Origin of the sequence: Microbacterium abyssi, from assembly GCF_015277895.1 — a bacterium.
GTDB lineage: Bacteria > Actinomycetota > Actinomycetes > Actinomycetales > Microbacteriaceae > Microbacterium > Microbacterium abyssi.
Map to the genome: position 1 here is coordinate 1,243,410 of NZ_CP063815.1, position 15,155 is coordinate 1,258,564.

At 66.5% G+C, this 15,155-nt stretch carries 14 protein-coding genes; 10 read left to right on the forward strand and 4 right to left on the reverse strand.

Features of this window, described 5'->3' with window-relative positions; translation table 11 throughout:
• The first annotated feature begins 33 nt into the window (after window positions 1-33).
• The 7 genes from IM776_RS06025 to IM776_RS06055 are packed head-to-tail and all read left to right on the forward strand — an operon-like array spanning window position 34 to window position 8,141.
• Window positions 34-645 carry an acyltransferase gene (locus tag IM776_RS06025; protein WP_228479945.1) on the forward strand — a complete coding sequence of 204 codons (612 nt, stop codon included), beginning with the start codon at window positions 34-36 and terminating at the stop codon, window positions 643-645.
• On the forward strand, window positions 642-1,739 hold the full coding sequence (locus tag IM776_RS06030; protein WP_194422091.1) for a DegT/DnrJ/EryC1/StrS family aminotransferase: 1,098 nt from the start codon (window positions 642-644) through the stop codon (window positions 1,737-1,739). Before IM776_RS06025 ends, IM776_RS06030 begins: the two co-directional genes overlap by 4 nt.
• A complete protein-coding gene (locus IM776_RS06035) occupies window positions 1,739-2,725 on the forward strand; it encodes a Gfo/Idh/MocA family protein (RefSeq protein WP_194422092.1) in 987 nt (328 codons plus the stop codon). Before IM776_RS06030 ends, IM776_RS06035 begins: the two co-directional genes overlap by 1 nt.
• A gap of 4 nt (window positions 2,726-2,729) precedes the next feature.
• Window positions 2,730-4,514, forward strand: a complete 1,785-nt coding sequence (locus IM776_RS06040) for an ABC transporter ATP-binding protein (protein ID WP_194422093.1) — start codon at window positions 2,730-2,732, stop codon at window positions 4,512-4,514.
• Window positions 4,511-5,734, forward strand: coding sequence for a glycosyltransferase family protein (locus tag IM776_RS06045; RefSeq protein WP_194422094.1), 1,224 nt, complete (start codon window positions 4,511-4,513; stop codon window positions 5,732-5,734). Before IM776_RS06040 ends, IM776_RS06045 begins: the two co-directional genes overlap by 4 nt.
• Window positions 5,735-5,739: 5 nt before the next feature.
• A complete protein-coding gene (locus IM776_RS06050) occupies window positions 5,740-6,942 on the forward strand; it encodes a glycosyltransferase (protein ID WP_194422095.1) in 1,203 nt (400 codons plus the stop codon).
• Between the two features lie 23 nt (window positions 6,943-6,965).
• Complete coding sequence (locus IM776_RS06055; protein WP_194422096.1) at window positions 6,966-8,141, forward strand: glycosyltransferase; 1,176 nt, start codon at window positions 6,966-6,968, stop codon at window positions 8,139-8,141.
• On the opposite strand, the gene IM776_RS06060 is transcribed toward IM776_RS06055, so the two are convergent.
• Both IM776_RS06060 and IM776_RS06065 read right to left on the reverse strand, forming a co-directional pair.
• Window positions 8,119-8,550 carry a hypothetical protein gene (locus IM776_RS06060; protein ID WP_194422097.1) on the reverse strand — a complete coding sequence of 144 codons (432 nt, stop codon included), beginning with the start codon at window positions 8,548-8,550 and terminating at the stop codon, window positions 8,119-8,121. The genes IM776_RS06055 and IM776_RS06060 overlap by 23 nt on opposite strands.
• On the reverse strand, window positions 8,547-9,800 hold the full coding sequence (locus IM776_RS06065) for a glycosyltransferase family protein (protein ID WP_194422098.1): 1,254 nt from the start codon (window positions 9,798-9,800) through the stop codon (window positions 8,547-8,549). The genes IM776_RS06060 and IM776_RS06065 overlap by 4 nt, the downstream gene beginning before the upstream one ends.
• Before the next feature lie 174 nt (window positions 9,801-9,974).
• Between IM776_RS06065 and wecB the strand changes: the two genes are divergently transcribed.
• Entirely contained in the window at window positions 9,975-11,045 is a 1,071-nt protein-coding gene (wecB, locus tag IM776_RS06070; RefSeq protein WP_194422099.1) for a non-hydrolyzing UDP-N-acetylglucosamine 2-epimerase, read from the forward strand.
• A gap of 55 nt (window positions 11,046-11,100) precedes the next feature.
• On the forward strand, window positions 11,101-12,396 hold the full coding sequence (locus IM776_RS06075; protein ID WP_194422100.1) for a nucleotide sugar dehydrogenase: 1,296 nt from the start codon (window positions 11,101-11,103) through the stop codon (window positions 12,394-12,396).
• A 60-nt stretch (window positions 12,397-12,456) separates the two neighbouring features.
• On the opposite strand, the gene IM776_RS06080 is transcribed toward IM776_RS06075, so the two are convergent.
• The gene (locus tag IM776_RS06080) at window positions 12,457-13,041 is read right to left on the reverse strand and encodes a hypothetical protein (protein ID WP_194422101.1); all 585 of its coding nucleotides are present in this window, start codon (window positions 13,039-13,041) and stop codon (window positions 12,457-12,459) included.
• A complete protein-coding gene (locus IM776_RS06085) occupies window positions 13,041-14,018 on the reverse strand; it encodes a glycosyltransferase (protein WP_194422102.1) in 978 nt (325 codons plus the stop codon). Before IM776_RS06085 ends, IM776_RS06080 begins: the two co-directional genes overlap by 1 nt.
• Window positions 14,019-14,155: 137 nt before the next feature.
• Between IM776_RS06085 and galE the strand changes: the two genes are divergently transcribed.
• The gene (galE, locus tag IM776_RS06090) at window positions 14,156-15,154 is read left to right on the forward strand and encodes a UDP-glucose 4-epimerase GalE (protein WP_228479946.1); all 999 of its coding nucleotides are present in this window, start codon (window positions 14,156-14,158) and stop codon (window positions 15,152-15,154) included.
• The last annotated feature ends 1 nt before the right edge of the window (window position 15,155 follow it).

The following is a 15,155-nucleotide window of genomic DNA, read 5'->3' on the forward strand; positions in this document are numbered from 1 at the left end:
GCCGACTCGTCCGGGCGGCGCGCAAGGAGTCTTGTGTCCAGTTATTCCCGTGTCCGCGTCGCCGAATCTGCGGATGTCGCCAGCGAGGCCAGCATCGGCGACGGATCATCGATCTGGCATCTTGCGCAGGTGCGCGAAGGCGTTCGCATGGGCGCGAACTGCATCGTGGGTCGCGGTGCCTACATCGGCACCGGCGTCCAGTTGGGTGACAACTGCAAGGTGCAGAACTACGCGCTCGTCTACGAACCGGCGAAGCTCGCGGACGGTGTGTTCATCGGACCAGCTGTCGTGCTCACGAACGACACCTACCCCCGTGCCATCAACGCCGATGGCACCTTGAAGAGCGCGCATGATTGGGAACCCGTCGGCGTAACGGTGGAACGGGGCGCTTCGATCGGCGCCAGGGCCACGTGTGTCGCGCCGGTGACCATCGGCGCCTGGGCGACGGTCGCGGCAGGCGCGGTCGTCGTCAAGGATGTGCCCCAGTACGCGCTGGTCGCGGGAGTCCCTGCCCGACGCATCGGCTGGGTAGGGGAATCCGGGGTGCCGCTGATCGCGGAAGACGACCACAACATCTGGGTCTGCCCGCAGACGGGTGCCCGCTATGTCGAGAGCGACGGATCATTGAGCAAGGAGACCGCGTGAGCGAATTCATCCCCCCGGCCAAGCCCATCATCGGCGATGACGAACGCGAAGCGGTGGATCGCGTGCTGCGCAGCGGCATGGTTGCACAGGGCCCGGAAGTCGCTGCATTCGAGCAGGAGTTCTCGGCGCACTTCGTGCCGGGGCGCCCATCTGTCGCGGTGAATTCGGGAACAGCTGGGTTGCATCTCGGACTGCTCGCCGCGGGCGTGGGAGTGGGCGACGAGGTCATCGTCCCGTCGTTCACTTTCGCTGCGACGGGCAACGCAGTCGCGCTGACGGGCGCGACACCGGTGTTCGTGGACATCGAGCCCGAGACGTTTTCGCTCGACCCCGACTCGGTGGCCGCCGCGATCACACCGAACACCAGGGGCATCATGCCGGTGCACCTCTACGGCCATCCTGCACGGATGCGAGAACTCGAGGCGATCGTTGCCGAGCGGGGTGTCGCGCTGTACGAGGATGCCGCACAGGCGCACGGCGCATCGCTCGACGGACGTCCAGTCGGGTCCTTCGGCGAGTTCGCCATGTTCAGCCTCTATCCGACGAAGAACATGACCAGCGGCGAGGGCGGCATGGTGACCACGGCCACCGACGACATCGCCCGACGGGTGAAGTTGCTTCGCAACCAGGGCATGGAGAAGCAGTACGAGAACGAGATCATCGGATTCAATGCTCGTATGACCGATATCCACGCGGCGATCGGCCGCGTGCAGCTGACCAAGGTCGACGCGTGGACGAAGACCCGCCAGCAGAACGCGGCCTTCCTCGACGCCAACCTGCAGGGCATCCTGACTCCACCCGTTGCTGAGGGCGCCGTGCATGTGTATCACCAATACACGGTCCGCGTGACCGAAGACCGCGACGGGTTCGTGCGTGCGCTCAAGGAAGAGCACAACGTTGGTGCAGGCGTGTACTACCCGATCCCGAACCACCGTCTTCCCTCTCTAGCTCCGTATGCGCCCGGACTCGACCTGCCCGAGACAGAACGCGCCGCCCGTGAGGTCGTCTCGCTGCCGGTGCACCCGTCACTGAGCCAAGGTGACTTGGAGCGCATCGTGACCGCGGTCAACACTGTTGCGGGAGCGGGCGCCTGATGGCCGCTCTGCGGGCGGGGCTGCTCGGCGTGGGCATGATGGGACGTCATCATGCCCGCGTGCTGCGCGAACTGGATGGTGTGGATCTCGTGGCGATCGCCGATCCCGGTGGCGACCCGCACGGCGTCGCCGGCGAGCTGCAGGTGCTGCCTGACATCGACGCGTTGATAGCGGCCGAGATCGATGTCGCCGTGGTCGCCGTGCCAACCCGGTTCCATGAGGAGGCCGCGCTGAAGCTCGCCTCTGCGGGGGTGCACACCCTCGTGGAGAAGCCGATCGCGCACAGCCTGGACGCTGGGCAGCGGATGGTCGACGCGTTCCGTGACGCCGGCCTGATCGGCGCCGTCGGTCACATCGAACGCTTCAACCCGGCCCTGCAGGAGATGCGCCGGCGCATCGAGGCGGGCGAGCTGGGTGCGGTCTACCAGGTGGCCACGCGGCGACAGGGACCATTCCCGTCGCGGATCGCGGACGTCGGAGTCGCGAAGGACCTGGCGTCCCACGACGTCGACCTCACCGCGTGGGTGGTCCAGAGCGACTACGAGCGCGTCTTCGCGCAGACTGCTTTCAAGAGTGGGCGCGAGCACGAGGACATGATCACGATCACCGGCCGCACGGCCTCGGGCGTTATCGTGAACAACATCGTGAACTGGCTCTCTCCGATGAAGGAGCGCGTCACCGTCGTCACGGGCGAGAAGGGCGCGTTCGTCGCTGACACGTCCACCGGGGATCTGACGTTCTACGCAAACGGCACGATCCCCTTGGAATGGGAGTCCGTCTCCAGCTTCCGCGGTGTCTCCGAAGGCGATGTCACGCGTTTCGCATTCGCCAAGCGCGAGCCGCTGCGCGTCGAGCACGAGGCCTTCCGCGATGCCGTGCTCGGCGAGAAGACCGACGTGGTGACCATGGAGCAGGGCCAGCGCACCCTGATGGTCGTCGAAGCTGCACTCGACTCCGCGCGCAGCGGCGAGTCAAGCACGCTCTGAACGCATGAAGCTCATCGTCCGCACTCTGAAACGGCTGATGCCGTTCCTCCCGCCATCGGGGAGGCGATTCCTTCTCGTCTATTCGGTGGTGTCCTCGCTGCTTTCGCTGATCGACATCGTCGCGCTGATGCTGCTGGCGTTGACCCTCGCGTCCAGCGTGACGGGCAATCAGGTCAGTCTTCCCGGACTCGGGGTGGTCAGCGGAGACGGAATCATCTGGCTGATCCTGGTGCTGGCGGCGATCGTGATCCTCAAGTCCGCCGCCAACGTGGGACTGCAGTGGGTGGCGACGCGTCGGTTCGCTTCCTACGAGCTCGAAGTGGGGCAGGAGCTGTTCGGCGCGTACATCCGCGCCTCCTGGGTCGATCGGCTGTCGCGCAACAGCGCGCAGATCGTCGCGATGTCCGATAGCGGCATCGCGAACGTGGTGGCGGGATTCCTGCTGCCGATCACCACATTGCCGGGCATGGTCGTCACCAGTGTCGGCGTCATCGGCGTGCTGGTCGTCTCGCAGCCCGTCACTGCTCTTGTGACGATCGTGTACCTCGGCGGGATCGCGCTGCTGCAGTACTTCGTGCTCAGCGGCAAGACGCGGCAAGCCGCGCGCGTGGCCCGTGATTCCGCCCTGCACGTCGCGGCGCTGATCTCCGGCATGGTCGCTTCCCTGAAGGAGATCACCCTTCGGGACAAGGCCGACGAGGTCAGCGAGGTGGTCAGAACCAGCCGCGCGCAGACGGCCCGAGCACGAGCGAACTCCAGCTTCTTGGCTGCGGTGCCGCGCTTCGTCTTCGATGCGGCCATCATCGGCGGGTTCGTCGTCGTCGGGGGAGCGGCGATGCTCACGTCGGGCGGAGACATGAGCGCCACGGTCTCGGCCGTCGCGATGTTCGGCATCGCGGGATTCCGGCTCGTGCCCTCGCTCACCGGCTTCCAGACCGTCATCACCCGCACGATCACCTCGGCGCCGTACGTCGAGACGGTGATCAGCGACATTGAGGCGTCGAAGCGGTTCCGGGCAGACCGTGAGGTCCTCGGAAACGCGGACCTGCCTGGACAACCGCGGCTGCTCGAACTCGACCGAGTCTCGTTCAGCTATCCGGGCAGCGACGAGTCGGCGGTGCACGACCTCGATCTCCGCATTCCCATGGGATCGACAGTTGGTGTCGCCGGGGCATCCGGTGCCGGTAAATCGACGCTGATCGACCTTCTCCTCGGACTGCTCACGCCGACCAGCGGACGCATCCGCGTCGACGGGGAGCCCGTCGAGGAGGTCATGGCGGCATGGCGCCGCCATGTCGGGTACGTACCGCAGGAGGTCACCCTCTTCGACGGGACCATCGCGCAGAATATCGCCCTGACCTGGGGGAAAGACATCGATGAGGCCCGTGTCGAGCAAGCTGCTCGTCGGGCGCAGCTGTGGCCACTGATCACGCAGCGCCCGGAAGGGCTGGACTCCCGCATCGGCGAGCGAGGGTTGACGCTGTCCGGCGGGCAGCGTCAACGACTCGGAATCGCGCGCGCTCTGTATGAGGAGCCTCTGGTGCTCGTCCTCGACGAGGCGACGAGCGCGCTCGACACGAAGACCGAAGCCGACGTCTCCGATGCGATTCGAGAGCTTCGGGGCGACGTGACCGTCATCGCGGTCGCCCACCGCCTAAGCACGATCAAGGACTCGGACATCATCGTGTTCATGAAGGACGGCACCGCGGCAGCGCAGGGCTCCTTCGACGAGGTCGTCGCGGCGAACCCTGACTTCGCCGGCCAGGCACGGCTGGCGGGGCTGGCGTGACACGGATCATCGCCCGGGCGAGGCGTCTGGTCGGAGTCGGCTACCGCCGGGCCCTGCAGCGGTGCCCGGACTGGCTCACGGTGTGGTTCCGACCTCCGGGGCGTCGATTCGCGCTCGGTGAGGTTCCGCGACCGGTCGTGCCCCCCGGGGCCGGAGTGAGGCTCTACATCGCTCCGGCAAACTTCGCAGCCCAGGGCTTCGCTCTGGCTCGTGCGGTCGAGAGGCTTCCCGACGTCGGCGCTGTGAGCATGCAGCCGCTTTCCGGTCAGGACTACGGCTTCCCGGCCGACTACGAGATTCCGATGAGCGCGTTCATCTCGTCCGGGACCTGGGGTCGCGGGCAGCGCGATGCGGTGAGCCGGGGATTCACGCACGTGCTCGTCGAAGCCGAACGCTCGGTGTTCGGCGCGGCGTTCGACCGCGATGTGGAAAAGGAGCTCCTCTGGTTGATCCGGCGGGGGCTCTCCGTCGCCTTGATCAGCCATGGGACCGACCTGCGCCTGCCGAGTCGGCACGCGGAGTCCGACGAATGGTCTCCGTTCCGCGGCCGTCTGGACGAGGAGTGGGTGCGGCGCCTGGAGGAGACGGCGCTCCGCAATCGAGAACTCGGACAGAGCCTCGGCACCCCGCTGTACGTATCGACGCCCGAACTCCTCCTCGACTGGCCGTCGGCGACCTGGCTGCCGGTCATCGTCGACCCCGGCACGTGGGCCACGGACTCGGAGCTACTGATCGGGCGACCGCCCGTCGTCGTGCACGCCCCGACGAGCCCGATCGTGAAGGGGACGAACCTCATCGAACCGACTCTGATGCAGATGTCGGATCGAGGCGCGCTCGACTATCGGCGGATCGAACGCGTCCCGGCGGCGGCGATGCCCAGCCTCTATGCGGCTGCCGACATCGTCCTCGACCAGTTCGCGCTCGGAGCCTACGGGACGACCAGCATCGAGGCGATGGCGGCCGGACGGCTGGTCGTGGCGCACCTCCACGAGCAGGTGCGGTCGCACATCGCCGGGGTCACCGGACTGGAGCCTCCCATCGTGGAGGCGACGCCGGACACGCTCGGAGCGGTGCTCGACGACATCATCGCTCGACCGCAGCACTATCGTGAGATCGCTGGACGGGGGCCGGAGTACGTGGCTGCAGTGCACGACGGGACGCTCTCGACGCGGGTCATCGTTCCGTTCCTCACTGGAGCCGAGGGCGCGAGCAGAGGATGAGCGGCGTGCGCGAACTTCTGACCACAACAGCCCGGCGGATGCTGCGGATCCTCCCTGACGGCTTCCTCGCCCGAGCACTTCCCGGACGTCTGGGCTGGGACGCCGGGGCGATGACGATCGTGACTGCGCCGCAGACCGCGATCAGGCTGTTCGTGGGCCCGGTGAACTCGGCCGGTCAGGGTTATCGGTGGGCCCGGGCGGCCGAACGACACCTGGTCGGCGTCGGAGCGGTGAGCATGATGACCACCAATCCGGCGCGCGAACGATTCGATTTCCCCGTCGACGTCAAGATTCCGGAGAGCGGCTTCGTGTTCGCCGGTGGATGGCAGCGGCGTCAGCGCGACGCGCTGTCGAACGGTTTCACGCACGTCCTTCTGGAGTCCGGACAGTATCTCTACGGATCCGTCGCCGGACGGGACCCCCTGGACGTGGCGGCGGATGCTGTGGCGCAGGGCCTGCAGGTCGCACTGCTGTGGCATGGGAGCGACATCCGCGTTCCCAGTCACCACGCCGACATCGAGCGCGATTCGCCGTTCGGTCCGAACGGGAACTACCCGCCGGCGGCTACCGACGTTCTCGAATCCAACGCGAGTGCCCGAATCGAAGGGCTGGGCGGAGCCGGACTCCCCGTCTTCGTCTCGACTCCGGGGCTGCTCGACGTGCCGGGGGCCCGATGGCTGCCTGTCGTCGTCGAAGTGGAGCAGTGGCGCAGCCACGACGACCCACTTCGGCGACCGGTGCCCGTGGTGGCCTACGTGCCGAGCAACTCGCCCATGAAGGGGGATCCGTCCATCGACGAGCAGCTCGTCGCACTCGAGGCGGACGGACATATCGTCTACCGCAGGCTCGAAGGCATTCCTGCGCGGCAGATGCCGGACGTCTATCGTTCCGCGGACATCGTCCTCGATCAGTTCCGCCTCGGCGACTACGGTGTCGCTGCGTGCGAGGCGCTCGCCGCGGGACGAGTGGTGATCGGACACGTGTCCTCAGAGAATCGATCGAGGGTGCGTGACCTGACCGGCCACGAGCTGCCGATCGTGGAGTCGCGGTTCGCGGATGTCGGCGAGACGATCATGAGCGTCCTCGGCGACCGCGAAGCGCACGTCGAAGCCGCCCGTCGCGGGCCGGCGTTCGTCAGCGCCGTGCACGACGGCGCCGCATCTGCAGCCGCGCTCGCGTCCTTCCTGGGCGCGTCGGGGCGCGCGTGATGAGTATGGAGAAGGAGCCTCTGATGCCCGACACCACCCGACCCCGGTTGCTGTGCATATCGTTCTCGGATTTCAACTCCGATTCGCGAGTGCTCCGCCAGCTCGCCGTGCTGGCGGAGAGCTGCGACGTGACAACTCTGGGGTACGGGCCACGTCCTCCGCACGCGGTGGATCACATCGAGGTCGATCGTTCGCTCCCGTCCCTTCCGCAGACGGTCGGCGGCGTTCTGAAGCTCGGTCTGCGTCGGTTCCGGGCGGTGCAGTACGAGGCACCAGCGGTGCGCGCCGCGATCGAGCAGGTTGGCGACCGGGAGTTCGACATCGTCGTCGCCAACGAGGCCCGCGCCCTGCCGCTGGCTTTCCGCGTGGCCGGATCCCCGCGCATCTGGTGCGATCTTCACGAGTGGGCTCCGGCGGAGCGCACGCATGTGCTCTCGTGGAGGCTGCTCGTCGCTCCCTTCATGCACTGGGTGTGTGCGGAGTATCTGCCCCGCGTGGATGCTGCGACGACCATCAACGACTCGATCGCCGACATGTACCGACGCGAGTTCGGGATCGATGTCGAGATCGTGCGCAATGCGATCGGATATCGAGCCGACCTGCAGCCGTCACCCGTCTCCGACGATGTGATCCGGCTCGTGCACAGCGGCGGCGCCATCCCCGGCAGGAATGTCGAGGCGATCATCGAGGCCGTCGATCTCCTGGGTGACGGCTATGCGCTGGACCTCTACCTCATCCCGTCGCGGGAAGGGGACTCGTACTGGCGAGGCCTCCTGCGGCAGATCGAGGACAGCCCGCGCACCACGTTGCATCCGCCGGTCGCACCGGACGAGCTTCCGGATGCCCTCAATCCCTACGATCTCGGCGTCTTCCTGCTGCCCCCGCTCACGCCGAATCACCGGCACATGCTGCCGAACAAGTTCTTCGACTTCGTCCAGGCCAGACTCGGGCTGGTGTTCGGGACGTCGATCGAGACCGATCGGCTGATCGCGGCGGACGAGCTCGGCGTGGTGGCATCCGGCTATGCCGCCGGTGACATCGTGGAGGCGGTGCGCGGACTCGACCGCGACGACATCCGCCGGTTCAAGAAGAATGCCGACGCAGCAGCCGAGAAGCTGTCGTCGATCATCGACGTCGCGACCGAACGGCGCGTGATCGACAGGCTCCGACAGGGGATCAGTCGGCGTTCGCGGCTGTGACGATCGCCTGAGCCGGCGCCACGCCGTACACTGCGCGAGCGTGGGACGGGGCCCAGCGCCTGGCGGCCTGCCACCCTGTCAGGATGCCGTCGCGTTCGAGGACGGCGATGAGATCGGCTCGTTCGATGCAGGTGCGGAACTCTCTGCTCCGCCGCGCAGCGCCCGCGAAACGGTGCCCCGCGTCGAACGGACTCAGCCGCTGGACGTTGCGTCCGAGCGCTGACGTCGACGTCCAGGACTCCATGCGCGCCGTGACGCCCGCGAAGCTCGGTGCCAAGAGCACGGATCGCACATCGGCATCGGGAGCGGCGCGAGAGACGACGGTGATGTCGTCGCTGGTCCCGTCAGCACCCAGTTGATTCAGGGTGAGTGCGACAGAGCCCGATGGTGCGATCAGGACGATCTTCATGCTGGCCTGTTCTGGTCGATGAACTCGCGAAGCTCAGCTATCCGCGGATCGAGCTGTCCTGCGCGCTGGAACTGAGCGGCCCATTGCTGCGTGCGCTCGCGGTCGGACGGAGTCTGAGCATGGGCGGCTTCTGCTGTCTGCATGAGCGTTCGGGCGATGGCGTCCGCTGACAGGTCGTCCGTTGCGAACCACGCCGGATGCTGGCGCAGCACGTCCGAGGCTGCGTTGCCAGGGTCGTGCACCGACGCGATGGGAAGCCCTGTGGCCGCGTACTCGAACACCTTCCCGCTTGTCACGTACCGGCCCGTCCCGAGCACCAGCAGGAGCGCGTCGAAGCGCCCGTACACTCTGCCGATGTCCCTCTTCGCCACCGATCCGTGGTAGCTGATGCCGTTGGCGTTGAACGACTCGAGCCTGCTGATGATCGATTGATTGGGAATGCCAGTGTGGTTGAGATGCCCCCACAACTCGATTCGGGCGCTTCGGAGTTCCGGTGAGAGCTCGCGGGCGCGGATCCACCCTTCCAGCAGCTGCCCGACGGGAACAGCGGCGGAGATGGTGCCGACGTAGCCGAACACGAGCTCCTCATCCGGGGCGGCCGCATCGGCGTCGACCGGTGACTCGTCATAGCCGTTCGCCACGACGCGGAACCGATGCGCCGACGAGGGGTAGAGCTCCGCGTGCCACCGCAGGATCGGCTCGTTCACGAACCAGACGGCGTGCGCATTCTCGATCAGACGCGCTTCGAACTGAGCCACTTCGCTTTCGGGCGACGCGGTGCGCTCACCGCTGAACACGTCGAGCTGCCAGGCATCGCGGTAGTCCATGACATATGGCACGCCGTAGCGCGAGTGCAGGTAGAGGCCTGGTGCGAAGTCGACGTTGGGGTTCGCCGTTCCCAGCACGAGGTCGACGGGATGCCGGTGATGGAGCTCCGCGGCGGCCGCTTCCATCGCCGGACGCCACGAACCGTAGGTGCGTTCGGGGAAGGCGCGTCGCTCGCGTCGGGCGTCCATGACGTTCCAGAGTTCGGGCGCGTGCGCTCGGAACGCGGACCAGGTGCTCAGATCGTTCTCGTACGCGGCGGAGTGGAACGGCACGCGCAGGATCTCGATCGACGGATCGATCGATTTCTCGAGCGACTCGTCGATGCCCGTCGACATGGTGAAGACCTCGCGGGGAACGGTCATGACGGTCACGTCCCAGCCGGCCGCAGCGAACGCGTTCGCCGTCGCCCATGCTCGGTACACACCGCTTCCCCTGCACGGTGGATATCCCCAGGCGACGTAGAGAAGATGAGGTCTGGCGCCAGCGGCATCGCGCGACGGCAGGGGTTCGGTAGGCATCCCTATCATCGTAGCCGCGGTGCCGCTGGTCGCCGTGAGGCCGCAGCCCGCGTGAGGGGCCGACTAGACTCGTCACCCGTGAAGATCGTCAGCGTCGTGGGTGCGCGTCCTCAGTTCGTCAAGCTCGCTCCGATCCACAAAGCGGTGCTCGCCGCGGGAGTGGAACACGTCATCGTGCACACGGGCCAGCACTACGACCCGATGCTCTCGGACGTGTTCTTCGAGGATCTCGGGATAGGCGCACCCGATGTGCATCTCGGCGTCGGGAGCGGGTCGCACGGCGTGCAGACCGGGGCGATGCTCGCCGCGCTCGATGCCGTGTTCGACGAGCATCGGCCCGATTGGGTTCTCGTGTACGGCGACACGAACTCCACCGTCGCCGCAGCTCTCAGCGCGGCGAAGATGCACATCCCCGTCGCTCACCTGGAAGCGGGGCTCCGCAGCTTCAACCGGCGCATGCCGGAGGAGCATAACCGTGTGATGACCGATCACGCCGCCGATCTCCTTCTGGCGCCCACGCAGGTTGCGGTGGATCATCTGGCCACGGAGGGACTGGCCGCGCGCACGGTGCTCGTGGGCGACGTCATGACCGACGTGCTCTTCGAGGTGCGCGATGAGGTCGCCGGACGCCCGTCCGCCCTGGTCGAGGAGTTGGGCCTCGAGCCCGGCGCGTACTACGTCGCCACGATCCACCGCGCCGAGAACACCGACGACCCGCAGCGCCTCGCCGAGGTCGCCGGGGGACTGGCGCACCTCGACAAGCCCGTGATCCTGCTCGCGCACCCGCGCGTGGTCGCCAGGGCCGCCGCAGCCGGGGTGGAGCTGACGCAGGGGTCGCTGATCGCGCATACGCCGCTGGCGTATCCCGACCTCATCGCCGCGGCGCTGTCGAGCGCCGGAATCGTCACGGATTCGGGCGGCCTGCAGAAGGAGGCGTTTCTGCTCGGTGTGCCGTGCACCACCGTGCGCACCGAGACGGAGTGGGTGGAGACGATCGAGCTGGGCTGGAACGTGCTCGCGAACACCTCCGCAGAGATCGCCGCCGGGGTCACCCGTCCCCGGCCCGTGGAGACCGACGCCGCGCCCTACGGCGACGGCCATGCTGCCGGGCGTGTCGTGCAGACGCTCCTGGACGCCCGCCGCGTCTGAACAGCCGCCGCGACCCTGGCGGATTCCCTAAGACCCCGGCCATAGAATGGAACCCATGCGTATCGCCGTCGTGGCCCTCGGAAAGATCGGGCTTCCCCTCGCCGTCCAGTTCGCCTCTTCCGGTCACGATGTGATCGGCGTCGACGTCAACCAGAAGGCTGTCGACACCATCAACTCGGGACTCGAGCCGTTCCCGGGCGAGACGCACCTGCAGGAGAAGCTCTCAGAGCTGATTCCGGCCGGCCGGTTGCGTGCCACGACCGACTATGCGGAGGCTATCCCGGGTGCGGATGCTGTGGTGCTCGTTGCGCCTGTGTTCGTGAACGACGAGACCTGGGAACCCGATTTCAGATACATGGATGCGGCGACCGCGTCGCTGGCCGAGCACCTCACTCCCGGCACGCTCATCTCCTATGAGACCACGCTGCCGGTCGGAACGACGCGCGACCGGTGGAAGCCGATGATCGAGAATGGCTCCGGTCTGACCGAGGGCGTCGACTTCTACCTTGCTTATTCGCCCGAGCGGGTTCTCACCGGTCGTGTGTTCGCGGACCTCCGAAAATATCCGAAACTGATCGGCGCGCTGTCTGAGGAGGGTAACCGTCGTGCTCGCGAGTTCTACGAGGCGGTGCTGCAGTTCGATGAGCGACCAGATCTTGCCCAGCCGAACGGGGTGTGGGACCTCGGCAGCACGGAGGCGTCAGAGATGGCGAAGCTGGCCGAGACGACCTACCGGGATGTGAACATCGGCTTGGCGAACCAGTTCGGCCTGTTCGCAGCGTCGCACGGGATCGACGTGTACAAGGTGATCGAGGCGTGCAACTCTCAGCCGTACAGCCACATCCATCGTCCGGGGATCGCCGTCGGCGGGCACTGCATCCCGGTTTACCCGCGCCTGTACCTGTCGACCGACCCTGGCGCGGACATCGTCCGCGTGGCACGACAGCTCAACGCGTCGATGCCCGAGCGACTGGTCGAGCAGGCGGAAGGCATCCTAGGAGACCTGGCCGGGCAGAAGGCTGTCGTCCTCGGCGCGGCGTACCGTGGCGGGGTGAAGGAGACCGCGTTCTCGGGTGTGTTCCCCACAGTCAAGGCCCTCAAGGACCGTGGTGCGAAGGTCGTCGTCCACGACCCGCTCTACACCGACGAGGAACTGCGCGCTCTCGGGTTCGAGGCGTACGCGATCGGCGGAGCCGCGGACCTCGTGATCCTGCAGACGGACCACGCCGACTACAAGACCCTCACTCCGCAGCAACTCCCCGGCGTGAAGCTCCTCGTCGACGGACGCAACGTCACCGACCCCGCGCTGTGGACAGGTACCCCCCGCATCGTCGTAGGAACAGCCGCCTGATCGTCCTGTCGTCGGGTGCTCTCCCGGCGCGCTGACGGTGAGCGCGCCAGGCGATCGCCCTCAGATCCCGACGAGGGTGCGCACCTGTTGCAGCGCCGCGCCAGCAGCGTCGAGCGACGCCTGCGGATCAGTGCCGTCGTCGTAGGCTGCGCGGAGCTCGCCGAGCGTCGACGCATACTTTGAGACGGCGTCCGTCCAGTCGCTCGCGATCGAACTCGGTGCCGCGGTGTCCGAAAGTGCTGCGGCGTCGTTCTGCAGCGAGTCGACGATCTGCGCGCCCAGGTCCATGTTCTGCGTCACCAGCTCCAGACCCCGGACCGCGTCATCAAGTCGCGGCTGCACCTGCCCGGCGAACGACTCGAGGTCCGGGTTCGGGACCGGCGGCTGCGTGGGCGCTGGGGTGGACGTGGCTGTGGCTGTCGGCGTCGGGATCGGGGTGGACGTCGGCGCGGGCGTCGTCGCCGACGCGCTCGGGCTCACGGTCGGAGCAGGCTCTCGGTCATGGGGAAGCAAGAAGAACAGAAGCACGCCGATGATCGCCAGAGCGAGAACCGACAGTCCGACGATGATCCAGTTCCGCCCCTTGTTGCTCTTCTTCTCCTCCGGGAAGATCCACTCGGGTCGAGGCTGCTCTCCGTCGCTCATCACTTCTCCAATGCGGGCATGGGTTGCCAGGAACGATCGCGACCGATCCTGCCACCATCGCGTACGCCACGGAACAGATTACTTGTGCCGCGCACGGTTCTCTCGACGAACACGAGCCGGATCAACTCCTTGAAGAAGGTTGCCGTGGTCCCCAAACCAAAGAGCACGGGGTTGTAGACGCCGTGCACCCGGTAGTACTGCTTGATGAATGCGCGATTGCGCATGATGTAGTAGCGGTACGCGTTGCTGGAGGCGTTCATGTGCCGCACGCCCATGTCCCACTGCTTGATCTCACGGGTGCGTCGCAGAACGAACTCATCCACGATCACGGCGGTGGTCAGGCGCGAGGCGAGCCATCCGTACATCTGGTCATCCCAGTAGATGAAGAACCGGGGATCGGGCAGCCCGATCTGCATCACGATCGAGCGGTGGATGAACATACCCTCGAAGCATCCGCTGTTCATCTCCTTGAACCCGGACTCGTCGAATCCGGCCGGCGCGAACGGGATCGGGATGCCCATGCGCTCGGCGATGCGGTACTGCCAATAGAACTCGCTGCCGTCGTAGTCGTACCGGCGACCCTGGATGCTTTTGAACCGAGTGGTCCACTTGCCCATGCTCGCCAGGCCGTCCGGGAGGACTTCGACATCGTCGTCCATCATCCAGATCCACTCGCTGCCGAGCTCATACGCCGTCCGCATCCCCTCGCTGAATCCACCGGAACCGCCCGTGTTCGTCTCGAGCCTGCGGTACACGATCTCGGTGCCGATGTCGTCGCGGAACGACTCCACGACCTCGGTGGTGTCATCGACCGACGCATTGTCGATGATGACCACGCGTCCGGGCTTCGGATCCATTGCCGTGATACTGGTCAGCAGTCCCGAGAGCAGGTGGGATCGGTTGTAGGTGACGACGACGATTGCTGACGATGCGGGATCGAACACGACCGGGACGAGATTCGAGGTGGGATCAGACACGTAAGAGTTCTCCGAGAGGTTGTCCCCGAGTATGTCCTCACCGAGGCACTATGGGGGTGCTTGAGCACAAACAAGCCTACCGTCGAAGCCAGTGGGGCACCGGTGAGAGGGGTGCCCACACGACCCACCGCAGTACGATGGGCCCGATGAAGGCTTTGATCACCGGCGGCGCCGGCTATATCGGTTCCTCGGTCGCAACCGCGTGCCTGGAAGCGGGTATCGACACAGTGATCCTGGACGACCTGTCTACCGGCCGCCGAGATTTTGGCGAGGGTCGCAACCTATACGTCGGAGACATCGCCGATCGCGAGCTGTTTGAGCTGATCGTCGATGACCACCCCGACATCGACGTCGTCGTACATTGCGCGGCCCGGATCGTGGTGCCGGAGTCGGTAGCCGATCCGCTCGGATACTACGACTCGAACGTCGGCAAGACGATCACGCTTCTTCACAACGTTCGCAACGCCGGAATCGCGCGCGTCGTGTTCAGCTCATCGGCGGCGGTCTATCTCGGGGAAGGAGGAGGCGGGGTCGACGAAAGCGCCCCGGTCGCGCCATCCAGCCCCTATGCCACCACCAAGTCGATGGTCGAGAGCATCCTGTCGGATGCCGCCCAGGCCGGCGACATCCGGGCCATCGCCCTGCGTTATTTCAATCCGATCGGTGCTGATCCGCGCCTGCGGACCGGCCTGCAGAGCCGCACCCCGTCGCACGCGCTCGGCAAGATCATGTTGGCTCGCGAGGCGGGGGAGCCGTTCACCATCACGGGAACCGATTGGCCCACCCGCGACGGCTCCGGTCTGCGCGACTACATCCACGTCTGGGACCTTGCACTGGCCCATGTCGCCGCCATGCAGCGCTTCGACGCGGTGGCACCGGCGTCCGATCCGTTCCAGACCATCAACGTCGGCACCGGGGACGGCGTCACAGTACGCGAGTTGGTCGCCGCCTTCGAACGCGTCACCCGGGAGCCGATGCCCGTCGTCGAAGTCGATCGGCGCCCCGGTGACCAGGCCGGCGCCTTCGCGATCGTCGACCGGGCCGTCGAACAGCTCGAGTGGAAGTCTCAGCGTTCCATCGACGACGGCGTGCGCGACGCGCTGGCCTGGGCGGAGAAGCTGAAGAGCCTCGACTGAG